The 23,332-nt window shown below is 72.5% G+C and carries 19 protein-coding genes, 1 rRNA gene and 1 pseudogene; 3 read left to right on the top strand and 18 right to left on the bottom strand.

The window, feature by feature from the left end; translation table 11 throughout:
- The first annotated feature begins 89 nt into the window (after positions 1-89).
- Together ACQP6G_RS08335 and ACQP6G_RS08330 are read left to right on the top strand one after the other, a co-directional pair.
- Positions 90-1,634: an NCS1 family nucleobase:cation symporter-1 gene (locus ACQP6G_RS08335; RefSeq protein ID WP_429763819.1), complete on the top strand. Its 1,545-nt coding sequence runs from the start codon at positions 90-92 to the stop codon at positions 1,632-1,634.
- A gap of 17 nt (positions 1,635-1,651) precedes the next feature.
- Positions 1,652-2,389, top strand: a pseudogene (locus ACQP6G_RS08330) (aspartate/glutamate racemase family protein); the annotation flags it as partial.
- Here the strand turns inward: ACQP6G_RS08330 and ACQP6G_RS08325 are convergent.
- From ACQP6G_RS08325 to ACQP6G_RS08265, 13 genes are all read right to left on the bottom strand, one after another.
- The gene (locus ACQP6G_RS08325) at positions 2,374-2,958 is read right to left on the bottom strand and encodes a GNAT family N-acetyltransferase (protein WP_429763818.1); all 585 of its coding nucleotides are present in this window, start codon (positions 2,956-2,958) and stop codon (positions 2,374-2,376) included. The pseudogene ACQP6G_RS08330 and the gene ACQP6G_RS08325 sit on opposite strands and share 16 nt — an antisense overlap.
- Positions 2,958-4,463, bottom strand: coding sequence for an Asp-tRNA(Asn)/Glu-tRNA(Gln) amidotransferase subunit GatB (gene gatB, locus ACQP6G_RS08320; protein ID WP_429763817.1), 1,506 nt, complete (start codon positions 4,461-4,463; stop codon positions 2,958-2,960). Before gatB ends, ACQP6G_RS08325 begins: the two co-directional genes overlap by 1 nt.
- Before the next feature lie 18 nt (positions 4,464-4,481).
- Positions 4,482-6,044 (bottom strand): Asp-tRNA(Asn)/Glu-tRNA(Gln) amidotransferase subunit GatA, encoded by a 1,563-nt coding sequence (gene gatA / locus ACQP6G_RS08315; protein ID WP_429763816.1) that lies wholly within the window; start codon positions 6,042-6,044, stop codon positions 4,482-4,484.
- A 1-nt stretch (position 6,045) separates the two neighbouring features.
- Complete coding sequence (gatC, locus tag ACQP6G_RS08310) at positions 6,046-6,342, bottom strand: Asp-tRNA(Asn)/Glu-tRNA(Gln) amidotransferase subunit GatC (protein ID WP_429731461.1); 297 nt, start codon at positions 6,340-6,342, stop codon at positions 6,046-6,048.
- Between the two features lie 159 nt (positions 6,343-6,501).
- The gene (aceB, locus tag ACQP6G_RS08305; RefSeq protein WP_429763815.1) at positions 6,502-8,088 is read right to left on the bottom strand and encodes a malate synthase A; all 1,587 of its coding nucleotides are present in this window, start codon (positions 8,086-8,088) and stop codon (positions 6,502-6,504) included.
- 121 nt (positions 8,089-8,209) lie between these two features.
- Positions 8,210-8,686 (bottom strand): thioredoxin-dependent thiol peroxidase, encoded by a 477-nt coding sequence (gene bcp / locus ACQP6G_RS08300; protein ID WP_429731455.1) that lies wholly within the window; start codon positions 8,684-8,686, stop codon positions 8,210-8,212.
- A 77-nt stretch (positions 8,687-8,763) separates the two neighbouring features.
- Complete coding sequence (gene allB / locus ACQP6G_RS08295; RefSeq protein WP_429763814.1) at positions 8,764-10,095, bottom strand: allantoinase AllB; 1,332 nt, start codon at positions 10,093-10,095, stop codon at positions 8,764-8,766.
- Complete coding sequence (locus ACQP6G_RS08290) at positions 10,092-11,258, bottom strand: glycerate kinase (protein WP_429763813.1); 1,167 nt, start codon at positions 11,256-11,258, stop codon at positions 10,092-10,094. The genes allB and ACQP6G_RS08290 overlap by 4 nt, the downstream gene beginning before the upstream one ends.
- Positions 11,259-11,348: 90 nt before the next feature.
- Entirely contained in the window at positions 11,349-13,136 is a 1,788-nt protein-coding gene (gene gcl / locus ACQP6G_RS08285; protein ID WP_429763812.1) for a glyoxylate carboligase, read from the bottom strand.
- Positions 13,137-13,181: 45 nt separating this feature from the next.
- A complete protein-coding gene (locus ACQP6G_RS08280; protein ID WP_429764285.1) occupies positions 13,182-14,099 on the bottom strand; it encodes a 2-hydroxy-3-oxopropionate reductase in 918 nt (305 codons plus the stop codon).
- A 10-nt stretch (positions 14,100-14,109) separates the two neighbouring features.
- Positions 14,110-14,913, bottom strand: a complete 804-nt coding sequence (locus ACQP6G_RS08275; RefSeq protein WP_429764284.1) for a hydroxypyruvate isomerase family protein — start codon at positions 14,911-14,913, stop codon at positions 14,110-14,112.
- 204 nt (positions 14,914-15,117) lie between these two features.
- Positions 15,118-16,374, bottom strand: a complete 1,257-nt coding sequence (locus tag ACQP6G_RS08270) for a DUF6986 family protein (protein ID WP_429763811.1) — start codon at positions 16,372-16,374, stop codon at positions 15,118-15,120.
- Positions 16,371-17,849 carry an NAD-dependent malic enzyme gene (locus ACQP6G_RS08265; RefSeq protein ID WP_429763810.1) on the bottom strand — a complete coding sequence of 493 codons (1,479 nt, stop codon included), beginning with the start codon at positions 17,847-17,849 and terminating at the stop codon, positions 16,371-16,373. The genes ACQP6G_RS08270 and ACQP6G_RS08265 overlap by 4 nt, the downstream gene beginning before the upstream one ends.
- A gap of 106 nt (positions 17,850-17,955) precedes the next feature.
- Between ACQP6G_RS08265 and ACQP6G_RS08260 the strand changes: the two genes are divergently transcribed.
- Positions 17,956-18,708 (top strand): IclR family transcriptional regulator, encoded by a 753-nt coding sequence (locus ACQP6G_RS08260; RefSeq protein ID WP_429763809.1) that lies wholly within the window; start codon positions 17,956-17,958, stop codon positions 18,706-18,708.
- An 80-nt stretch (positions 18,709-18,788) separates the two neighbouring features.
- On the opposite strand, the gene ACQP6G_RS08255 is transcribed toward ACQP6G_RS08260, so the two are convergent.
- The 5 genes from ACQP6G_RS08255 to rrf all read right to left on the bottom strand — a co-directional run bounded on the left by ACQP6G_RS08255 (position 18,789) and on the right by rrf (position 23,123).
- Entirely contained in the window at positions 18,789-20,486 is a 1,698-nt protein-coding gene (locus ACQP6G_RS08255) for a nucleobase:cation symporter-2 family protein (protein WP_429763808.1), read from the bottom strand.
- A gap of 55 nt (positions 20,487-20,541) precedes the next feature.
- Entirely contained in the window at positions 20,542-21,486 is a 945-nt protein-coding gene (gene pucL, locus ACQP6G_RS08250; protein ID WP_429763807.1) for a factor-independent urate hydroxylase, read from the bottom strand.
- A 129-nt stretch (positions 21,487-21,615) separates the two neighbouring features.
- Positions 21,616-21,954, bottom strand: coding sequence for a hydroxyisourate hydrolase (gene uraH, locus ACQP6G_RS08245; RefSeq protein WP_429763806.1), 339 nt, complete (start codon positions 21,952-21,954; stop codon positions 21,616-21,618).
- A complete protein-coding gene (gene uraD, locus ACQP6G_RS08240; protein WP_429763805.1) occupies positions 21,951-22,454 on the bottom strand; it encodes a 2-oxo-4-hydroxy-4-carboxy-5-ureidoimidazoline decarboxylase in 504 nt (167 codons plus the stop codon). Before uraD ends, uraH begins: the two co-directional genes overlap by 4 nt.
- 552 nt (positions 22,455-23,006) lie before the next feature.
- Positions 23,007-23,123: ribosomal RNA gene (gene rrf, locus ACQP6G_RS08235) — 5S ribosomal RNA — on the bottom strand.
- Positions 23,124-23,332: the final 209 nt, after the last annotated feature.

The following is a 23,332-nucleotide window of genomic DNA, read 5'->3' as shown; positions in this document are numbered from 1 at the left end:
GCTCCACTCAAATTGGTATACCAACGCGCTACGGAAGCGCGCTTTCGCTCGACGAAATCCGCCCGTACGGCACCTGGAGGACGAACTCCATGAGCACCCTCGACCGGGCCGCGGCAGCGACGCCGCAGGCCCTGGCCGCACCGACGACGGTCGCGACCTCCCCCCGCGCCACGGCGACGACGCCGCCGCTCGGCCTCAGCCCCCGCCTCTACAACCACGACCTCGCCCCGACGCAGCGCGCCGGCCGCACCTGGCGGACGTACTCGATCTTCACGCTGTGGGCCAACGACGTGCACTCCCTCGGGAACTACGCCTTCGCCATCGGGCTCTTCGCCCTCGGGCTCGGCGGCTGGCAGATCCTCCTCGCCCTCGTGCTGGGCGGCGCCCTCCTCTTCGGCCTCCTCACCCTGTCGGGCTTCATGGGCGAGAAGACCGGCGTGCCGTTCCCGGTCATGAGCCGCATCGCGTTCGGCATCCGCGGCGCCCAGATCCCCGCCCTCGTCCGCGGCTCCGTCGCGGTCGCCTGGTTCGGCATCCAGACGTTCCTCGCCTCCGTGGTGCTGCGGATCCTGGTCGTCGCGCTGGTGCCCGCCGCCGCCGGCCTCGACCGGAACTCCGTCCTCGGCCTGTCGACGCTGGGCTGGATCACCTTCCTCGCCCTGTGGGGCGTGCAGCTGCTCATCGTCAGCTACGGGATGGAGATGATCCGCCGGTACGAGGCGTTCGCCGGGCCCGTCATCCTGGTGACGATGGCGGCCCTCGCCGTCTGGATGTTCCTCCAGGCCGACGGCACGATCGCCTGGAGCACCCCGGACACCAAGCACGGCGCGGACATGTGGCTCGCCGTCGTGGGAGGGGCGGCGATGTGGGTCGCCATCTACGGCACGTTCGTGCTGAACTTCTGCGACTTCACGCGCGGCGCCGTCTCGCGCCGGTCCATCGTGCGGGGCAACTTCCTCGGCATCCCGCTCAACATGGCCGTCTTCGGCGCGATCGTCGTGGTGCTCTCGGGCGCCCAGTTCGCCATCGACGGCACGATCATCGAGTCCCCGTCCGACGTGGTGCGGGCGATCCCCAGCACCCCGCTGCTCGTCCTCGCCTGCCTCGCCCTGCTCGTCCTCACCGTCGCGGTGAACCTCATGGCCAACTTCGTCGCGCCGATCTACGCGCTGACCAACCTCTTCCCGCGGAGGCTGAACTTCCGCCGCGCGGGCCTGCTGTCCGGCGCGCTCGGCCTCGTCATCCTGCCGTGGAACCTGTACGGCTCCCCCGCCGTGATCACGTACTTCCTCGGCGGCCTCGGCGCCCTGCTCGGCCCGCTGTTCGGCATCATCATGGCCGACTACTGGCTGCTGCGCCGGGCCCGTGTGCACGTGCCCGACCTGTACCGCGAGGACCCCGACGGCAGCTACCACTACGCCCGCGGGTTCAACCGCCGGGCCGTGCTCGCGCTGGTGCCGACCGCCCTCGTGGCCCTGCTGCTCGCCTTCGTCCCCGCGTTCGCCGTCGTCTCGGAGTTCTCGTGGTTCCTCGGCGCGGGTCTGGGGGCCGTCCTGTACCTCCTCGTCGCCGACCGGCGGCAGACCTTCCACGACGCGGACGGCGAGCACCTCGCCGTGCCGAGCACCCACTAGCCCCACCCGGAGACCCCGTGCGCATCCTCGTCGCCAACGTCAACACCACGTCGTCCATGACGGACGCGATCGCCGCCTCGGCGCGGTCCGTCGCCTCCCTCGGCACCGAGATCGTGGGGATCACCCCGCGGTTCGGCCCGGACTCCTGCGAGGGCAACTTCGAGAGCTATCTCGCCGCCCTCGCGGTGATGGACGCCGTGACCTCCTACCCGGAGCCGTTCGACGCCGTCGTCCAGGCCGGGTACGGGGAGCACGGGCGCGAGGGGCTGCAGGAGCTGCTCGACGTGCCAGTCGTCGACATCACCGAGGCGGCGGCGTCGACCGCGATGTACCTGGGGCACCGGTACTCCGTCGTCACGACGCTCGACCGCGCGGTCCCGCTGATCGAGGACCGGCTGCGCCTGGCGGGGCTCGACGCGCGGTGCGCCTCGGTGCGCGCGAGCGGGCTCGGCGTGCTGGAGCTCGAGGCCGACCCCGAGCGGGCCGTCGCCACGATCGTCGCGGAGGCCCGCCGCGCCGTCGAGGTGGACCGGGCCGAGGTGATCTGCCTCGGGTGCGGCGGGATGGCGGAGCTCGAGGAGCGCGTCGCGGCGGCCACCGGCGTGCCCGTCGTCGACGGCGTGCGCGCGGCGGTGGCGGTCGCCGAAGGCCTCGTGCGTCTCGGGCTGTCCACCTCGAAGGTGCGCACCTACGCGCCGCCGCGGCCCAAGGCCGTCGTCGGGTGGCCGTTCGCCGTGCCTCAGTCCGTGCCGGCCCCGGCGCGGAACTCGTCCTCGAGGATGCTCATGACGACGGCGTCCGCCCAGCCCTGCCCGTCGCGGAAGGCATCGCGCAGGCGCCCTTCCTCCCGGAAGCCGAGCGAGTCGTACAGCGCCCGCGCCCGCGGGTTGATGCTGATCACCGCGAGGCTCACGCGGTGGAGCCCCGGGCCGGCGCCGCCGTCGAAGGCGAAGCGGAGCACCTCCCCGATCGCCTCGCGCCCGTACCCGCGGCCCCGGTAGTCCGGCATCATCCGCAGGCGCAGGTTCGCCGACCGCAGCTCGAGGTCCACCCGGTCGAGGGAGATCTCGCCCAGCAGGTCGTCGCTGACGAGCTCCCCGTCCCGCACGGCGGCCGACGTGATCGCCCAGTCGTACCGGCCGGGCAGGTCGGCCGCGCTCGCGGCCCAGGCGTCCACCTCGGCCCGGGACGACGCGGCGTTCGTGCCCATGCCCGTGAGGCGCCCGCCCTCCGGGTCGCGCAACGACGCCCACAGCCGCTCGGCGTCCCGCGCCTCGACCGGGCGCAGGCGCACGAGCTCCCCGTGCAGGACGGGCGACCGCATCAGCCGATCCTCTCCAGCACCAGCTCGCGCACGCGCTTGGCGTCCGCCTGGCCCCGGGTGGCCTTCATGACCGAGCCGATGATGGCGCCGACCGGGCCCTGGTTGCCGCCGCGGACCTTCTCCACGATGTCGGGCTGCGCCGCGAGCGCCGCGTCGATGGCCTCGAGGAGCGGCCCGTCGTCGGAGACGACCTCCAGGCCGCGGGCCACGACGACCGCCTCCGGGTCGCCCTCGCCGGCGAGCACGCCGTCGAGCACCTGCCGGGCGATCTTGTCGTTGATGCGGCCGGAGTCGACGAGCCGCTGGAGCTCGCCGATCTGCGCGGGCGTGATCGCGAGGTCCGCGAGCTCGACCTCGTCCTGCTTGGCCCGGCGGGCCAGCTCGCCCATCCACCACTTGCGCGCGGCGGCCGGCGTGGCGCCGGCGGCGACGGTCGCCTCGATGAGGTCGAGCGCGCCGGCGTTGACGACGTCGCGCATCTCGGCGTCCGCGAAGCCCCACTCGTCGTGCAGGCGGCGGCGCCGGGCCTGCGGCAGCTCGGGCAGCGTCGCGCGGATCTCCTCGACCCACTCGCGCGACGGCGCGACGGGCACGAGGTCGGGCTCCGGGAAGTACCGGTAGTCCTCGGCGTCCGACTTCACGCGGCCGGGCGACGTCGAGCCGTCCTCCTCGTGGAAGTGGCGCGTCTCCTGGATCACGGTCTCGCCCGCGTCGAGGAGCGCGGCCTGGCGCGAGATCTCGTACCGCACCGCGCGCTCCACGGAGCGGAACGAGTTGACGTTCTTCGTCTCCGTGCGCGTGCCGAGCGGCGACTCGGGCGTCGCGCGCAGCGACAGGTTGACGTCGGCGCGGACGTTGCCGCGCTCCATGCGCGCCTCGGACACGTCGAGCACGCGGAAGATGTCGCGCAGGGCCTGCACGTACGCGCGGGCCACCTCGGGCGCCCGGTCCCCCGCGCCGGTGATCGGCTTGGTGACGATCTCCACCAGCGGCACGCCGGCGCGGTTGTAGTCGACCAGCGAGTACTCGGCGCCGTGGATGCGGCCGGCGGAGCCGCCGACGTGCGTGTTCTTGCCGGCGTCCTCCTCCATGTGCGCGCGCTCGATCTCGACGCGGTGCACTGTGCCGTCCTCGAGCTCGACGTCGAGCCAGCCCTCGAAGGCGATCGGCTCGTCGTACTGCGACGTCTGGAAGTTCTTCGGCACGTCCGGGTAGAAGTAGTTCTTCCGGGCGAACCGGCAGCTCTCCGCGATCTGGCAGTTGAGCGCCAGGCCGATGCGGATCGCGTACTCGACGGCGGTGCCGTTGACGACGGGCAGCGCGCCCGGCAGCCCGAGCGACACCGGCGTGGTCTGCGTGTTCGGCTCGGCGCCGAACGACTGCTCGGCCGGGCAGAACATCTTGGTGCGGGTGCCGAGCTCGACGTGCACCTCGATGCCGATCACCGGGTCGTAGCGGCGCACGGCGTCGTCGTAGGCGACGAGAGCAGGGGTCGTGGTGGTCACAGTGGTGTTCTCCTGTTCTCAGCCCAGCGTCTCGGAGTCCTCGCGGGTCCCCGCAGCGAAGCGAGGAGACCCGGGAGGCGAGAGCTCGGGGGCACGGGACAGCAGCGGGGCGCCCCACGTGGACTCGAGGGCCGACTCGAGCGCGGCACCGACGCGGTAGAGGCGGTCGTCCGCCTTCGCCGGCGCGAGGATCTGGAACCCGACGGGCAGGCCGTCGTCGGACAGGCCGTTGGGCACCGAGATGCCCGGCACGCCGGCGAGGTTGGCCGGGATGGTCGCGACGTCGTTGAGGTACATCGCGAGCGGGTCGTCCAGCTTCTCCCCCAGCTTGAACGCCGTGGTGGGCGCCGTGGGCGAGACCAGCACGTCCGCCTGCGCGAACGCGGCGGCGAAGTCGCGCTGGATGAGCGTGCGGACCTTCTGCGCGCTGCCGTAGTAGGCGTCGTAGTACCCGGCCGACAGGGCGTAGGTGCCGAGGACGACGCGGCGCTTGACCTCGTCGCCGAAGCCGGCGCCGCGGGTCGCGGCCATGACGCGCTCGGCCGTCACCGGGCCGTCGGTCGGCTCGACGCGCAGGCCGAAGCGCATGCCGTCGAACTTCGCGAGGTTGCTCGACGCCTCCGCCGGCATGATCAGGTAGTACGCGGCGAGCGCGTAGTCGAAGCTCGGGCAGGAGACCTCGACGACCTCGGCCCCGGCCTTGGTCAGCAGCTCGAGCGACTCGTGGAACCGCGCGAGCACGCCGGGCTGGTAGCCCTCGCCCTGCAGCTGCGTGACGACGCCGACCTTGAGGCCCGACAGGTCGCCCAGCGCGCCCTGGCGCGCGGCCTCGACCAGCGGCGGGAGCGGCTCGGGGATCGACGTCGAGTCGCGCGGGTCGTGGCCGCCGATGAGCTCGTGCAGCAGCGCCGAGTCGAGCACGGTGCGCGTCACGGGGCCGGCCTGGTCCAGCGAGGAGGCCATCGCGATGAGGCCGTAGCGCGAGACGCCGCCGTAGGTGGGCTTCACGCCGACGGTGCCGGTGACGGCGCCCGGCTGGCGGATCGAGCCGCCGGTGTCCGTGCCGATCGCGAGCGGCGCCTCGAAGGCAGCGACGGCCGCGGCGGAGCCGCCGCCCGAGCCGCCGGGGATGCGGTCGAGGTCCCACGGGTTGTGGGTGTTGCCGAACGCGGAGTGCTCGGTGGAGGAGCCCATCGCGAACTCGTCCATGTTCGTCTTGCCGAGGATCGGCAGGCCCGCGGCGCGGAGCTTCTCGACGAGGGTCGCGTCGTACGGCGGGATCCAGCCCTCGAGGATCTTCGAGCCCGCCGTGGACGGCAGGCCCTTCGTCACGACGACGTCCTTGACGGCGATCGGCACGCCGGCCAGCGGGTGCAGCTCCTCGCCGGCGGCGCGGCGCGCGTCGACGTCGGCGGCCGTGGCCAGCGCGTCGTCCTCGCTCACGTGCAGGAACGCGTGCACGTCGCCGTCGACGGCCGCGATGCGGTCCAGGTGGTCGCGCGTGGCCTCGACGCTGGAGGCCTCCCGGCGCGTGAGGGTCTCGGCGAGCTCCGCAGCGCTGAGGCGGGTCAGGTCCGTCATCTCACTCCTCCCCGAGGATCTGCGGGACGGCGAAGCGCCCGTCCTGCGCGTCGGGCGCGGCGGCCAGCACGTCGGCCACGGGCAGCGCCGGCTGGGGCACGTCCTCGCGGAACACGTTCGTCAGGGGCAGCGGGTGGCTGGTGGCCGGCACGTCGGGGGTCGCGACCTCGCGCACGCGGGCGATGGAGTCGACGATGACGTCGAGCTCGCCGGCGAGCCGGTCGACCTCGTCGTCGCGCAGGTCGATCCGGGCCAGGGCGGCGACGCGCGCGACCTCGTCTCGGGAGATGGTGGACATGGCCGCCAGTCTAGTGGGCGGCACGTGTCGGGGAGGTTGTCCCCGCATGACGGTGCGGGCGCACGAACGGCCGGGACCACGCCACACAGGACGTGGTCCCGGCCGTCACGCACCGGCGGTGCTCGGCGCCCCCGTCGCAGCCGAGCGGTGCCGGGTTCCTCAGTCCATCCGCTCGTAGGCGGCCGTCGTGAGGAAGTCGATGTACTCGTCGGCCACGGCGACCTCCATGAAGGTGGTCCGCGCCTCGTCGAAGGCGGCGGCGCCGCCCGGAAGCTTGGCCACCTCCTCCTCGACGATGCGGTCGACGAGCTCCCGCGTCACCTTCTCGCCGGTGTCGGCGAGGACGACGTCGTTGTGCAGCCACTGCCACACCTGGGAGCGGGAGATCTCCGCGGTCGCGGCGTCCTCCATGAGGCCGAAGATGGCGACGGCGCCGAGGCCGCCCAGCCAGGCCTGGAGGTACTGGATGCCGACGGAGACGTTGTTGCGCAGGCCGGCCTCGGTGACGGTGCCGGGCGTCTTGTCGACCGACAGCAGGTCGGCGGCCGTGACGCGCACGTCCTCGCGCGTACGGTCGATCTGGTTCGGCCGGTCGCCGAGCACCGCGGTGAACGCCTCCTTGCACGTGGCGACCATGCCGGGGTGCGCCACCCAGGAGCCGTCGAAGCCGTCGCCGGCCTCGCGCGCCTTGTCGGCGCTCACCTTGGCGTAGGCCTGCTCGTTGGCCGCGGCGTCCTTGCTCGGGATGAACGCCGCCATGCCGCCGATGGCGTGCGCGCCGCGCTTGTGGCAGGTGCGGACCAGCAGCTCGGTGTAGGCCCGCATGAACGGCACCGTCATGGTGATCTGGTTGCGGTCGGGCAGCAGGAACTCCGACCCGCGGGTGCGGAAGTTCTTCACCACGGAGAACAGGTAGTCCCAGCGGCCGGCGTTGAGGCCCGCGGAGTGCTCGCGCAGCTCGTAGAGGATCTCCTCCATCTCGAACGCGGCCGGGATGGTCTCGATGAGCACGGTCGCGCGGATGGTGCCGCGCGGGATGCCCAGCGCGTCCTGGGCGAGGACGAACGCGTCGTTCCAGAGCCGCGCCTCGAGGTGCGACTCCATCTTCGGCAGGTAGAAGTACGGCCCGAGGCCCTTGGCGATCTGCCGCAGGCCCGCGGTCGCGACGTAGAGCGCGAAGTCGACCAGGGAGCCGGAGGTCTCCTGGCCGTCGACGAGGACGTGCTTCTCGTTCATGTGCCACCCGCGGGGACGCATGATGATCGTGGCCAGCTCGTCGTCGGGCTTCAGCGCGTAGGACTTGCCGGCCTCGTTGGTGAAGTCGATCCGGCGCTCGATGGCGTCGAGGAGGTTGAGCTGGCCGCCCACCACGCTGCTCCACTGCGGCGTGTTCGCGTCCTCCTGGTCCGCGAGCCAGCACTTCGCGCCCGAGTTGAGCGCGTTGACGGTCATCTTGCGGTCGGTCGGGCCGGTGATCTCCACGCGGCGGTCGACGAGCCCGGGGGCGGGCTCGGCGACCTTCCAGGAGTCGTCGGCGCGGAGGTGCGCGGTCTCCGGGAGGAAGTCGAGGGTGCCGCCGTCGGCCAGCGCCTGGCGGCGACGCTGCCGCGCCTCCAGCAGCTCGAGGCGGCGGGCGCCCAGCTCGCGCTGCAGGGTCACGATGAGGTCGAGCGCGGCCGGGGTGAGCACCTCGGTGTCGCGCTCACCGATCTCGGCGGTGATGGTCAGGCCGTCGGGGAGCTCCACGACAGTCCCTCCTTGTTCTCGTTCTACGGGGGTGTGCTGCTGCCGTGCGGTCGTTGCACAGCGGAATTCGTATTACGCCTAGCGGAAACCTGCCAGACCGACCCTACCGGGTCGTGGGTGCTCAGGCACCCACCAGCTGCGCGCGCAGCGCGGCCACGTGCCCGGTGGCCTCGACGTCGTACTCGGCGGACCGCAGGGTCCCGTCCGGCTCGACGACGAAGGTGCAGCGGTGCACCCCGTCGAACGTCCGGTCGCCGATCGTCTTCGGGCCCCACGTGCCGTAGGCGTCGGCCACGGCATGGTCCGCGTCGCTCAGCAGGGGGAACGTCAGGTGCTCGGCCTCCACGAAGGCGCGGATGTCCTCCACCGGGTCGGCGGAGACGCCGACGACGGCGTACCCGGCTCCCGCGAGCGACGCGAGGTTGTCGCGGAAGTCGCAGGCCTCGGTGGTGCACCCGGGGGTGCCCGCCTTCGGGTAGAAGTACACGACCACGCCCTTGTCCGCCCCGGCGCGCACGTCCGCGAGGGACACCGGCGTGCCTGCGGAGTCGGGCAGGGTGAAGTCGGGAGCGGTGTCGCCCGGCTGGAGTCGCGTCATGTCAGTCGTCCTTCGTGGTCGTTCTCGTCGTCGTTCTCGTCGTCGTTCTCGTCAGCGTTCTCGTCGTCGGGCCCTGCTCAGGCCCCGCCGCGGCGCAGCAGGGTGCCGGTGGGCTCGTCGCCCACGGGACGCCCGCGCAGCAGCGTGCGCCGCACCGTTCCCGTGAGGTCACGACCGGCGTACGGCGTGACCGGGTTCTTGTGGTGGAGGCGGGCCGGGTCGACGACGAACGTCGCCTCGGGTGCGAAGACCGCGAGGTCCGCGTCCTTGCCCACCGCGATGCCGCCCTTGCGCTCCAGGCCGACCAGCGCGGCCGGGCCGGAGGACATCCAGCCGACGACCTCCGCGAGCGGCACCCCGCGGCGGCGCGCCTCGGTCCAGACGACGGCGAGGCCGAGCTGCAGCGACGCGACGCCGCCCCAGGCCTCGGCGAAGTCGCCCGAGGCCGGCTGCTTGAGCTCGGCGGTGGCCGGCGAGTGGTCGGTGACGACGACGTCGATCAGGCCGTCGCGCAGGCCCTGCCAGAGGCGGTCCTGGTTGTCGTGCTCGCGGATCGGCGGGCAGCACTTGTAGGCCGTCGCGCCGTCGGGCACGTGGTCGGCGTCCAGGGACAGGTAGTGCGGGCAGGTCTCGACGGTGAGGCGCAGGCCCTCCGCACGGGCGGCCGCGATCATCGGCAGCGAGTCGGCGTCGGACAGGTGCAGCACGTGCGCCCGCGCGCCGGTGGCGCGGGCCGCGTCGATGAGCGAGGCGATCGCCGTCGACTCGGCCTTGGCGGGCCGCGAGGCGAGGAAGTTCTTGTAGGTGGGGCCCGGCTCCTGCGGGGCGTCCTCGAGGGTGCCCGGGTCCTCCGCGTGCACGATCATCAGGGCGCCGAACGACGTCAGCTCCGCGAGGTCGGCGCGCAGCTCCGCGTCCTCGAGGTGGCCGAACTCCGGCACCCCGGAGTCGGCAAGGAAGCACTTGAAGCCGAACACGCCGGCATCGTGCAGAGGCTTGAGGTCCGCCGTGTTTCCCGGCACGGCGCCGCCCCAGAAGCCGACGTCGACGAACGCCTGGTCCACCGCGCGCTGCTTCTTGACCTCGAGGTTCGCGACCGAGGTCGTGGGGGGCAGCGAGTTGAGCGGCATGTCGACGATCGTCGTGACGCCGCCGGCCGCGGCGGCGCGCGTGGCGGTGGCGAAGCCCTCCCACTCGGTGCGGCCGGGCTCGTTGACGTGCACGTGCGAGTCGACGAGGCCGGGCAGCAGCACCTCGTCCTCGGCGAGCTCCAGCACCTCGGCACCGGCCAGGCCGGTGCCGAGCGGAACGACGGCGGCGATCCGGCCGTCGGTCACGCCCACCTCGACGGCGCGCTCCCCCTCGGGGGTGACGGCGCGGGCGGCGCGGACGACGAGGTCGTGGGTCATGCGATCTCCAGGGTGTTCAGGGACGGCAGGTGGTCGACGAGCCGCGCCGCGAGGGTCTCGAGCAGCGGGCCCGCCTCGGCGATGCAGCGGGCGACGTCCGGCTCGACGTCGGTGAGGGCGTGCACGTCGGTGAGGCCGGCGGCGGCCGCTCGTGCGGGGCTCAGGGTGGTGCGGCCGCACACCGCGACCGTGGGGACGCCGGCGACGGCCGCGGCGGCGGCCACGCCGACCGGCGTCTTGCCGTGCAGGGACTGCTCGTCGAGGCTGCCCTCCCCCGTGACGACCAGGTCGACGCCGGCGAGGCGGTCCGCGAAGCCCGTGAGGGCCAGCACCTCCTCGACACCGGGGCGACGCTCGGCGCCGAGCAGCAGGCAGGCGAAGCCCACGCCGCCCGCCGCGCCCGCGCCGGGCTGGGCGGCGTAGCCGCGGGCGCCCGTGACGCCGACGGTGGCCAGCACGTCGACCCAGGTCGCCAGGCCGAGCTCGAGCTGGGCCACCGTCGCCGGGTCGGCGCCCTTCTGCGGCCCGTACACGGCGGCCGCGCCCTGCTCGCCGAGCAGCGGGTTGTCCACGTCGCTCGCGAGCACGATCTCGGTGTCGGCGAGCGCGGGGTGCAGCCCCGCGAGGTCCACGTCGGTCAGCTCGTGCAGGTGGCCGCCGCCGTCGGCGACGTCCCCCGCCCCCGACGCGAGGCGCGCGCCGAGCGCGGCGAGCATGCCCGCCCCGCCGTCGGTGCTGGCGGAGCCGCCCACCCCGACGACGATCTCCCGTGCCCCCGCGTCGAGGGCGTGCGCGATGACCTCGCCGAGCCCCCGGGAGGTCGCGGCGAGAGCGGTGGCCGGCGTCGGGGTCACCTGGGCGAGGCCGGTGACCGCCGCCATCTCGACGACGGCGGTGGCGCCCCGGCGGGCGTACCGGGTGGCGACCGGTTCCCCGAGGGGGCCGGTCGCCACCAGGTCCACCGCGGTGTAGCCGGCGGCGAGGGCGGCCTCCAGGGTGCCCTCGCCTCCGTCTGCCACGGGGAGCTCGTCGACGACGACGCCGGGCACCGCCCGCCGCAGGCCGGCCGCCAGGTGGGCGGCCACCTCGCCGGCGGTCAGGGAGCCCTTGAACTTGTCCGGGGCGAGCAGCACGCGCGCCGCCGTCGGTCCCGTCGTCGTCACTGCCGCTCCACCCCCTCGTCCGTCGGTCCTGCCCGTCCTCGCCATCGTCTCTCCCGTCGCCGTCGTCGGGTACTGCTCAGCCTGTCGCGCTCAGTCGAGCAGCGCGATGGCCGTGGGCGAGTCCTCGGCCGAGATCGCCAGGTCCTCGAACTCGTTCACCCCGTTGAGCTCTGCTCCCATCGCGATGTTGGTGACGCGCTCGAGGATGACCTCGACCACCACGGGGACGCGGAACTCCGCGGTCATGGCCTGCGCCTTGGCGAACGCGGCGCCCAGGTCCTCCGGGTCCTTGACGCGGATCGCCTTGCAGCCCAGCGCCTCGGCGACCTTGACGTGGTCCACGCCGTAGCCCTCGGGCTCCCCGTCACCGTGCGACATGTTGATGTTGTCGAAGGCGAGGGACACGTGGTAGTCCATCTCGAACGCCCGCTGCGACTGACGGATCAGGCCCAGGTAGGCGTTGTTCACCACGACGTGCACGTAGGGCAGGTGGTGCTGCGCGCCCACGGCGAGCTCCTCCAGCATGAACTGGAAGTCGTAGTCGCCGGAGAGGGCGACGACGTTGCCCTCGGGCAGCGCCCGCGAGACGCCGAGCGCGGCCGGACCGGTCCAGCCCAGAGGGCCCGCCTGCCCGGCGTTGATCCAGTGCCGCGGGTGGTACGTGTGCAGCAGCTGCGCGCCGGCGATCTGCGAGAGGCCGATCGTGGTGACGTAGACCGTGTCGCGGCCGAAGGCCTTGTTCATCTCCTCGTACACGCGCTGCGGCTTGATCGGGATCTCGGTGAAGTGCGTCTTGCGCTGCAGCTTCCCCTTGCGCTCCTGGGCGGACGCGGCCCACGCGGAGTAGTCCTTCAGCTGCCCGGCGGCCCTGCGCTCCGCGGCGACCTCGAGCGCGGTGCGCAGGAAGGCGCCCGCGTCGGAGACCACGCCGTAGTCGGGCGCGAACACGCGGCCGACCTGCGTGGGCTCGATGTCGACGTGCACGAAGGTGCGGCCCTCGGTGTACGTCTTCAGGCCGCCGGTGTGGCGGTTGGCCCACCGGTTGCCGACGCCGATCACGAAGTCCGACTCCAGGAACGTCGCGTTGCCGTAGCGGTGCGACGTCTGGATGCCGACCATGCCCGCGGTCAGCGGGTGGTCGTCGGGGATCGCGCCCCAGCCCATCAGGGTCGGGACCACCGGCACGCCGAGGGTCTCCGCGAGCTCGACGAGCTCGGCCTCCGCGCCGGCGTTGATGATGCCGCCGCCGGCGACGATCAGGGGGCGCTCCGCGGCCAGCAGCATGTCGATCGCCCTGGCGACCTGCTCGCGGGTGGCCTCCGGTCGCTCCGGAGCCAGCGGCTGGTAGGTCTCCGGGTCGAACTCGATCTCCGTCATCTGCACGTCGATCGGCAGGTCGATGAGGACCGGGCCGGGACGGCCCGAGCGCATCAGCTGGAACGCGCGCTGGAAGACGCCCGGCACCTGCGACGCCTCGAGGACCGTCTTCGCCAGCTTGGTGACCGGCGCGGCGATCGACGCGATGTCGACGGCCTGGAAGTCCTCCTTGTCGAGCTTGGCCACCGGGGCCTGGCCCGTGATGCACAGCATCGGGATCGAGTCGGCCCACGCGGCGTACAGGCCGGTGATCATGTCGGTGCCCGCGGGGCCCGACGTGCCGATGCAGATGCCGATGTTGCCTCGCTCGGCGCGCGAGTAGCCGTCGGCCATGTGCGACGCGCCCTCGACGTGCCGGGCGAGCACGTGGTGGATGCCGCCGTGCTGGCGCATGGCGTCGTAGAACGGGTTGATGGCGGCGCCGGGGAGGCCGAAGGCCTCGGTGGCACCCTCCTTCGCCAGGATGGCGACCGCGGCGTCGACCGCGCGCATGCGGGGCATGGTGCTCTCCTTCGAGTCTTCGGGGATGTCGGGGCGGGCGCGAGGTCAGTCGCGACCGGACAGGCGCGCGATCGCCTGGAAGAGGCCGGAGTGGTCGAGCGACCCGTCGCCCTCGGCGCGGGCCGCGGCCATGAGCTGTGCGACGACGGCGCCGACGGGGGCGACGACGCCCTGCTCGCGCGCGGCGGTCGTGAAGATGCCCAGGTCCTTGTGGTGCAGGTCGATGCGGAAACCGGGGGCGAACTCACGGCCCAGCATCTTCTCGGCCTTCTGGTCGAGCACCGCGGAGCCGGCGAGGCCGCCGCCGAGGACCTTGACGGCCGCCTCCGTGTCGACGCCGAACGCCTCGAGGAAGACGACGGCCTCCGCGAGCAGCGCGATGTTGCCGGCGACGATGAGCTGGTTCGCGGCCTTGACGGTCTGGCCGGAGCCCGAGGGGCCGACGTGCACGACCGTCTTGCCGACGGCGTCGAACACGTCGGACGCTGCGGCGAAGTCCTCGGCGGAGCCGCCGACCATGATCGACAGGGCGGCGTTCTTCGCGCCCGCCTCGCCGCCGGAGACCGGCGCGTCGAGGTAGCGGAAGCCGGCGGCCGTCGCCTGCTCGGCCAGCGCGATGGTGACGTCCGGGCGGATCGACGAGAAGTCGACGATCAGCGTGCCCGGCTGCGCGTTCGCGAAGACGCCGTCGTCGCCGGTGAGGACCCCCTCGACGTCCGGGGAGTCCGGGACCATGACGGCCACGACGTCCGCGGCCTTCACGGCCTCTGCGACGGACGAGGCGGCGGTGCCGCCCGCCTCGACGAGGGGCTGGGCCTTGGCGGCCGTGCGGTTGAAGCCGACGACGGCGTGCCCGGCGTCCTGCAGGTGGACGGCCATCGGGCTGCCCATGATGCCGAGGCCGATGAAGGCGATGGTACTCATTGGTCGTGTCCTTCCGGGGAGGTCGAGGAGTCGCTGCAGCGCGGGGCACTCAGCGCGCGGAGCGCTCGGCGCGGGGCAGCCAGGCGAACGGGTCGGCGTCGGCCGTCTTGTACTCGAGGCCGACGGGGCCGGCGTAGCCGGCGGCGCGGAGGTCGCCGATCCAGCGCTGGATCGGCAGGTCCCCGCTGCCCGGGGCACCGCGGCCCGGGGCGTCGGCGATCTGGACGTGGGCGATGCGGTCGCCGTAGGTCTTGAGGTCGAGGTCCACGTCCGAGCCGTTGACCGACAGGTGGTAGACGTCGAACAGCAGGCCGAGGTTGGTCACGCCGTGCTCGTCGCGCACGCGGTCCAGGACGGCGACGGCGTCGGCCGAGGTCTTCAGCGGGTACGCGGGGGCGCCGGAGACCGGCTCCACCAGCACGGTGCCGCCGACGCGCTCGACGGCCTTCGCCGCGAGCGCGAGGTTCTCGGCGCCGAGCGCGTCCTGCGCGGCCGGGTCCTCGCCCTCGACGCGGTTGCCGTACAGCGCGTTGAACGCGCGGCAGCCGGTGCGCTCGCCGATGCGGGCGACGGCGTCGAGGTTGGCGCGCAGGTCGGCCGAGCGCTCCGGCCACGAGATCAGGCCGCGGTCGCCGCCCGGCATGTTGCCGGCGTCGAAGTTGAGGCCGGTGAGCTGCACGCCGGCGTCGGCCAGGGCCCCGACGAACGCGTCGATCTCGTCGGCGTCGGGGGTCGGCGTGGCGAAGGGCCACCAGAGCTCGACGCCGTCGAAGCCGGCCGCCTTCGCGGCCGCCGGACGCTCCAGGAGCGGCAGGTCCGTGAGGAGGATCGAGCAGTTCACGGTGTAGGGGATCTGGTCCGTCATCGCTGACTCGCTTTCGCCAGATGGAAGATTGGTTCCTTGTAGTGAAAACGCTACGCCGGGTCGGCGCGATCGGTCAACCCTTGCCCGGGGCCGTCCCGCAGTGCGGTCGTGACGCCGCGCACACGACGACGGCCCGGCGGGACGTCGTCCTGCCGGGCCGTCGTGGCCGTGCGCTGCGCCGATGCCCGGGCGTCAGCCCCCGAGCGGGCGCGTCACGATCGCCGTGAGCTCGTCCGGCCGCAGGCCGGTGCGCTCGACGATCTCGTCGACGCCCAGGGCTCCGCAGTCGACGCCGCGCTTGAGGTACCACGCGAGCGCCTTGGCGGTGGCGGGCTCGTCGAGCACCGCACCCTCCACCTCGTTCACGTAGTTCGACAGCCGCTCGGCCGCCGGCTCGAAGCCCTCGCGGTAGAACGCGTACGTCGCCGCGAACCGGCTCGGCAGCTGAACCGGGTGCAGGTCCCAGCCCTGGTAGAAGCCGCGCTCCAGCGAGCGCCGCACGAGACGCCCGTGGTTCGCCCACGCGGCGCGCACCTGCGCGTCGTCGCCGACCGGCAGCACGTTCGTCGACCCGTCGGACAGGCGGACGCCGGTGCCGGCGGCCGCGAGCTGCATGACCTCCTTGGCCAGGTCCGCCGCCGGGTGCTCCATCGACTGGTACGCCGCGGCGATGCCGAGCGCCGCCGAGTAGTCGTACGTGCCGTAGTGCAGGCCGCTCACGCGCCCCGCCCCCGCGTGGATCATCCGCGCCACGGTCGCCGTGCCCTCGGAGTCGAGGATCGACTGCGGCGTCTCCACCTGCACCTCGAAGCGCAGGCGCCCGGCCGGCAGGCCGTTCGCCTCCTCCAGCCGCTCGCAGACGGAGACCATCGCCTCGACCTGCACGACGCCGGTCACCTTCGGCAGGGTCAGCACGAGCCCGTCGGGGAGGTCGCCCGACGCCGCGAGCGTGCTGACGAACACGTCGAGCGTGCGCAGGCCGCGCGCCCGGGTGGGCCGCTCGAAGCACTTGAACCGGATGCCGACGAACGGCGTCGCTCCCCCGGCGTCCAGCTCGGCGCGCAGCGCGGCGGCCGCGGCGGCGGTCACCTCGTCCTCGTCGGCGTCGGGGTGGGTGCCGTACCCGTCCTCGAGGTCGATGCGCAGGTCCTCGATCGGCTCGGCGGCGAGCTTGCGCTCCACCTGGGCCGCGACCGCCTCGCGCAGGTCGTCCCGCACGCCGACGGCGTCCAGCAGCGCGTCCGTGCCCTGCGCCTCGACGGCCGCGAGCGCCTGTGCGCCCCAGTCCCTCGCGAGCCCGGCCGCGTACCGGTGCGCCGGCACGTACACGGTGTGCACGGGCTGGCGCGTGCCGTCGTCGCCCGGGTAGGCGCGCTCGAGGTGGGCGTCGTGCGCGGCGAGCCGCCGCTCGACGGCGTCGAGCGCGGCCTGGTCGAGGGACGCCTTCATCGGGCCACCGCCGCGCCCTCGGCCTGCAGTGCACGGCCCAGGTGCTGGGCCAGGTGCTCGGCGTCCCCGGCACGGTGCTCCGCCACCGGGACCTCCTTGAGGCCCTCGGCCCGGACGGCCTCCGCGACGGCCTCGGCGACGCGGCTGTCGAACACGCCCGGGATGACGAAGGCCGAGTTGAGCTCGTCCTCGCTCACCACCGACGAGATCGCGACCGCCGCCACGCGCAGCATCTCGTCCGTGATCTGCGTGGCGCCCGCGTCGAGCAGGCCGCGGAACAGGCCGGGGAACGCCAGCACGTTGTTGATCTGGTTCGGGTAGTCGCTGCGGCCGGTCGCCACGACGGCGGCCGTCTCGCCCGCGGCGATCGGGTCGACCTCGGGCGTCGGGTTCGCGAGGGCGAACACGATCGCGTCGTCGTTCATCGCCGCGACGTCCGCGCCCGTGAGGATGTTGCCCGCCGAGACGCCCACGAAGACGTCGGCGCCGACGAGCCCCTCCTTGAGGGTCCCGGTGAACCCGGACGGGTTGGTGTTCTCGACGATCCAGGCGCGGTTCGCGTCATCGCCGGCCGACTCGGGCGTGAGCGCCCCGTGCCGGTCGAAGCCGACGATGTCCCTCGCGCCCTGGGCGAGCAGGAGGCGGATGATGGCCGAGCCGGCGGCGCCGACGCCGGACACCGCGATGCGGACGTCCTCGATCTTCTTGTTCACGACCTTGAGCGCGTTGATGAGCGCCGCGAGCACCACGATGGCGGTGCCGTGCTGGTCGTCGTGGAAGACGGGGATGTCGAGCTCCTCGCGCAGGCGCTTCTCGATCTCGAAGCAGCGGGGCGCGGAGATGTCCTCGAGGTTCACGCCGCCGAAGCCCGGGGCGATCGCCTTGACGGTGCGGATGATCTCCTCCGTGTCCGTCGTGTCGAGGGCGATGGGCCACGCGTCGACGTCGGCGAACTGCTTGAACAGCGCCGCCTTGCCCTCCATGACCGGCATGGCGGCCTCGGGGCCGATGTCGCCGAGGCCGAGGACGGCGGTGCCGTCGGTGACGACCGCGACGGTGTTGCGCTTGATGGTGAGGCGGCGCGCGTCCTCGGGGCGGTCGGCGATCGCGAGGCAGACGCGGGCGACGCCCGGCGTGTAGGCGCGCGAGAGGTCGCGGCGCGTCTTGAGCGGCACCTTGGGGGTGACGGAGATCTTGCCGCCGAGGTGCATGAGGAAGGTCGAGTCGGACATCTTCAGCACGCGCACGCCGTCGAGGGCGTCGAGCGCCGCGACGATCCGCTCGCCGTGCTCGGCGTCGACCGTGTCGCAGGTGACGTCGACGACGATCGTGTCGGCGTGCGACTGGGCGATGTCGACGCCCATGACCGATCCGCCGGCCGTGGCGATCTCGTGGACGATCTCGCTCGTCGCGCGCTGCGAGGCCGGGGCCTCGACGCGGAGGGTGATCGTGTAGCTGGGGCTGGGCATCGCCATGGCCTGGGTTTCCTTTCGAGGTGCTGATGACATGAAGTTTCGAGATGTGGAAGGATGGTTTCTAGAACCGGGACCGGTTCGTGAGACTCAAAGGGGGACACGACCCATGGCGAACGGCACCGGAGTCCAGTCGGTGGACCGGGCGATCGACCTGCTCGAGATCATGACCGACCTCGGCGGCGACGCCGCGCTCAGCGAGCTGGCGGCCGCTGCCGGCCTCCCGCTCCCGACGATCCACCGGCTCATGCGGACGCTCGTCGGCCGCGGCTACGCCCGTCAGCTCCCGAACCGCCGGTACACCCTGGGACCGCGCCTCATCCGGCTGGGCGAGAGCGCCGGCCGCCAGCTCGGCGCCAGCGCCCGCCCGCACCTGGAGCGGCTCGCCCGCGAGCTCGGCGAGAGCGCCAACCTCGCGATGATCGACCGCGACATGGTGGTGTACGTCGCCCAGGCCTCGTCGTCCTACTCGATGCGGATGTTCACCGAGGTGGGACGGCGCGTCTACACGCACTGCACCGGCGTCGGCAAGATGGTGCTCGCCGAGCTGCCGGACCAGACGATCCGCGACATCGTCGGTCGCGTCGGGATGCCGCCCGCCACCGACCTGTCCATCACGGACGTCGACGACCTCCTCAAGGAGATCGGCACGATCCGCGAGCAGGGCTACGCCGTCGACGACGGCGAGCAGGAGATCGGCGTGCGGTGCTTCGCCGTCCCCGTGAAGGGCGCTCCCACCCCGACCGCGCTCTCGGTCTCCGGGCCCGCTGCCCGCGTGACCTACGAGTTCGGCGAGGCCGCGCTCCCCCTGCTGCACGAGATGGCCGACACCATCTCGAAGGAGCTGCTCTCCGCGGCCTGACGGCACGCGGCGACCCGACGCGGGGCGCGAGGCGGGGATCCCGCCTCGCGCCCTGCGTCGTGCCGGGGCGCGCATCGTGGTCACCCGTCCCCCGGCTCGGCGGCGCCCGCGTGCACCAGCTGCGGACGGGTGTCGTCCGCCGCCGCGTGAGCGCCGGGACGTCGACCGGCGACCGCGTCGCGCGCGCCCTCGCGGATCTGGAGCACGTCCGGCACGCCGTCCGCGTCCAGGTCGATGGCCGACACGCAGCCCGACCGGCGGCCGTGGCCGTGGCGCACCCGCGCCCGCACGTCCGCGTTGAGGCGGGCGCGGCGACGCTCCTCCTGACGCTCGGCGTCCAGGCGCGCGAAGTACTCCGCCCGGCGCTGCTCCTGCTCCTCCGTCACGACCAGTCGCGCCGAGGAGCCTGCGGTGAACACCGACGGGTCCTTGCTGCGCCGGCCCCAGCGGATCTCGTTGAACACGAGGTTGAGCAGGACGGCGACGACGGCTGCGGCCGCGATCCCGGAGTGGAAGATCATGCCCACCCAGGTCGGGAACTGGTCGTAGAAGTCCGGGACGGCGATCGGGATGATGCCGAAGCCCAACGCGACCGCGACGAGCGTGAGGTTGAGGTTGCCCTCGTACTCGACCCGCGACAGCGTGCGGATGCCGGACACGGCCACCGAGCCGAACAGGACGATGCCGGCGCCGCCCAGCACGGGCGACGGGATCGCCGCGACCACCTGTCCCAGCACCGGGAACAGCCCCAGGACGAACAGGACGCCGCCGCCCGCCGCCACGGCGAACCGCGAACGGATGCCGGTGATCGCGACCAGGCCGACGTTCTGCGCGAACGCCGAGGCCGGGAACGAGTTGAGGAACGGCGCGATGAGCGTCGCGGCCATGTCGGCCCGCAGGCCGTCCCCCACCCGCTTCGCGTCGACCTTGGTGTCGAGCACCTCGCCGATGGCGATGATGTCGGCGGTCGTCTCCGTCATGATGACGAGGATGACGATCGTCATCGAGATGATCGCGCCGATCTCGAACACCGGGGCGCCGAAGGCGAACAGCGTCGGCAGCGCGAACGGCGACCCCTCTCCGACCCCCGAGAAGTCCGCCAGCCCGAGCGGCACCGCCGCCACGGTCCCGAGGATGATGCCGAAGAGGATGGACAGGCGGGAGATCGTGCCCTGCAGGAAGCGGCTGAGCGCGAGCACCACGACCAGCGTGCCGAGCGCCAGCGCGATGTTGGGCACCGAGCCCCAGTCGGCCGCCTCCTCGTCGCCGCCCATCATCCAGCCGGCCGCCGTGGGCAGCAGCGAGATGCCGATGATCGTGATGATCGTGCCGGTCACGACCGGCGGGAAGAACCGCACGACCTGCGCGAAGAACGGGCTGATCGCCAGGCCGATCACGGCGGCCACGATGATGGCGCCGAAGACGGCGGGGAGCCCGCCGTCCCCGCTCGCCACCGCGACCATGGTGGACACGGTGGCGAACGAGATGCCCTGGACGAGCGGGAGCTGCGACCCGAAGAAGCGGATGCCGAGCGTCTGGAGCGCGGTGGCCAGACCGCTGACGAGCAGCGCGGCCGACACGAGGACGCCGATCTCCGCCCCGGTCAGGCCCGCCGCCTGCCCGACGATGATCGGCGGCGCGATCACGCCGCCGTACATCGTCATGATGTGCTGCAGGCCGTAGAGGAACGTCTTGCCGAGCGGGTAGCGCTCGTCCTCCGGTCGACCGCCCTGCGGCACGCCGGTCACGCCCGCCGCGTCGATGGTCGTCGTGCTCATCTCGATGCTCCTTCGAACCGACTGCACGGTGCCTCGCTGTTCAGGGGAAACCGGATCAGCAGAACCCCGTGACGGTGGCCCACGCGCGCGGCTCCTGGTCGGCGCCCTCCCGCTTCACCTCCGCCTCGATCTTTCCGTACGGGCGGTCGGCGACGTAGAAGACCTCGTTCGGGTTCTCCAGGCCGAAGGGCTCGAAGTCCACGACGAAGTGGTGCAGGTTCGGCATCGAGAACTTGATCTCGCCGATCTCCGGGTGCGCCTCGAGCACCCGCTTGCCCATCTGGTAGAGGGTCTGCTGCAGCGCGAACGAGTGCACGTCGGCGAACGTCTCGAGCAGGATGCGACGCACGTCGTCGTAGACGGCGTTGAAGTCGATGTCCAGCGACGTGTAGCGCCAGCGGGCGGTCACCGACGTCGCGAGGATGCGGTCGGTGGTCTCCTGCAGGGTGGTGTAGCGGTCCTTCGGGAAGCCGTGGAACTCGGAACCCGTGGACTTGAGCACCTTGAGGTCCTCGAGGCCGGAGACGACGAAGACCTCGTCGCCCTCGCGCTGGACGACGGTCGTGCGGGTCTCCGTGCCGCCCTTGACGAACGCGTGGTCGTGCTCGCCGTCGGTCACGTGGGAGGTGAGCGACGAGGGGATGTGCTCCCAGGTGTACTCCTTGGCCTCCCAGCGGCCGCCCTCGATCCAGTCGAAGCTCGAGACGAAGTGCTCACCCAGGCGGAGGGCGAACTCCTCCGGCGAGGGGATGCCGTCCTTGGCGAGCGCGAACACCGTGTTCTTCTGCGTGTCCGTGGGGACCACGCGGCCCTGGTCGCCGTCGATGTGCGCGGCGGAGAAGTCACCGCGGAGCTGCGAGGTCACCGAGAGCTCGGTGATCCGGTGGCGCGCCTGGTCACGGTCGACCTTCATGACGCGTACCTCGGCCTTGCCGTACTGGTTGTCGCCCAGCACGATCGTGCCCGTGGTGGCCTGGGCGTCGGTGGCGGTGGCGGTCATTGCTGACTCCTTCATCTGTTGTTGCGTTGTCGCGGGACCGCCCCGAGGGCGGCCCCCATACGTCTCCGATGACGATGACGCAGGCCGCGGCGTCTCTGCCGCGGCCGGTGATGCGGGCCTGGCGGCCCGTCAGCTCCCGCGGTACGTCGAGTACGCGAACGGGCTGAGCAGGCAGGGCACGTGGTAGTGGTCGCGCCCGGCCTCGACGGTGAAGTCGATGGTGATCGACGGGTAGAACGTCGCGACCCCCTGCGCGGCGAAGTAGTCGCCGGTCGCGAAGGTCACGCGGTAGGTGCCGGGCTCGAGGGACTTCGGGCCGAGGTCCTTGACCCGGCCGTCGGCGTCGGTCGTGGCGTCCGCGAGCCGCGCGGCGCTGTCCGCGCCGACGCTCCACAGGGAGACGGCCACACCGGCGGCCGGCAGGCCGGACACCGCGTCGAGCACGTGGGTGGTGATGTGCGAGGTCATGAGAGCTCTCCTTCCAGCCGCAGCACGGCGATCTCCCGCAGCTGCTGGCCGGCGATGCGTCGCTCGGTGGCGGGATCGTTCCCCAGGCGCTCCTCGAGCGCGGCGAGGATCTCGTCGGCGGTGCGGCCCGCGGCCCGGATGAGGAAGACGTGACCGAACCGCTCCTCGTAGGCACGGTTGCCCGCGCGCAGGCGCTCCTCCACCGAACCGGTCAGGTCGCCGAGCCCGGCCTGCTCCCGGCGCGAGTGCGCAGCGTCCGCGTCCTCCCCGGAGGCACGCTCGCCGATGCGCGGATGACGGGCGAGCGCGGAGTCGATCTCCTCCTCGCTCCACGGGTCCGCCACGACTCGCGCCGCCGCGAGTGCAGCCGCGGTGTCCGCGTACGGGCGGCCGGCGACCACCGCGTCAGCCCACCGGGTCACGGCCGCGCACGAGAGCACCCGGGCGCGTGCGGCGTCGATGTCCGCCGCGTTGAATGCCTCGAGACCTGCACTCGTCATCGAGCGACCCCCTTCGGACGATTCCACCCACCGGAAGTGGGTTTCCGTTCAGTGAAGTCTCGCTCTCGGCCCGGTGCCATGTCAAGTGAGTCTGCGCTCAGTAGGGACCTGCCGCACGGCACCAGCCGAGCACGCTCGCTGCGGCACATCATCACCCCAGGTCAGCAGCCTGAAACGGCCGCCCGGACACGCTCGTGAAGACCCTGAGAAGAGTGCAGAGGAGTCTCCGCGCCGGTCGGAGGACGCGGAAGCTCCCGCCAGCGCGCGCCGGCCCGCCCGCAGGTCCAGCGCGCCGACCTCGGGAGTTCCCCCGGAGCTCGGAGCACGCGGGCGCCGGCGCGCAGCGGAACGGGACGGTGTCGCGGCGCGCACGCCACGTCATCGTGTCGTCGGGCTCGCCACTGCCGCGCGCCCCGGACGGCGCGGGATGCCGTGTGCGCGACCACGGGCCGGCTCGCCGCCGAGCACGCCTGCGGGCACGACGGCCTGGTGGGGTGTTGCGGGTATGCGAAAGGCCCACCCCGGTGTGGGGTGGGCCTTTCGTGAATGGGTGTCCGGCGGCGTCCTACTCTCCCACCCCCTCGCGAGGGCAGTACCATCGGCGCTGAAGGGCTAAGCTTCCGGGTTCGGAATGGGACCGGGCGTTTCCCCGACGCTATGACCGCCGTAACAGTATCGAGTTTTCGGGGTGACCCCTTGCCTGCCACCAGGTTGGTGCTGGTGGTGGTGGGGGTGGTGCCCGTTTCTCGGGAACCGCACAGTGGACGCGAAGCAGTGTTATTGACCAAACAGTGTTTGGTAGGTGTGTGAAGTTGTTGGCTTATTAGTACCGGTCAGCTCCGACAGTCTTTAGTCCTGTCTTCCACATCCGGCCTATC

Source organism: Isoptericola nanjingensis (assembly GCF_050311635.1).
Lineage (GTDB): Bacteria > Actinomycetota > Actinomycetes > Actinomycetales > Cellulomonadaceae > Isoptericola > Isoptericola nanjingensis.
Note: the sequence above shows the minus strand (reverse complement) of the source record. Positions and strands in the feature narration are given on the sequence as shown.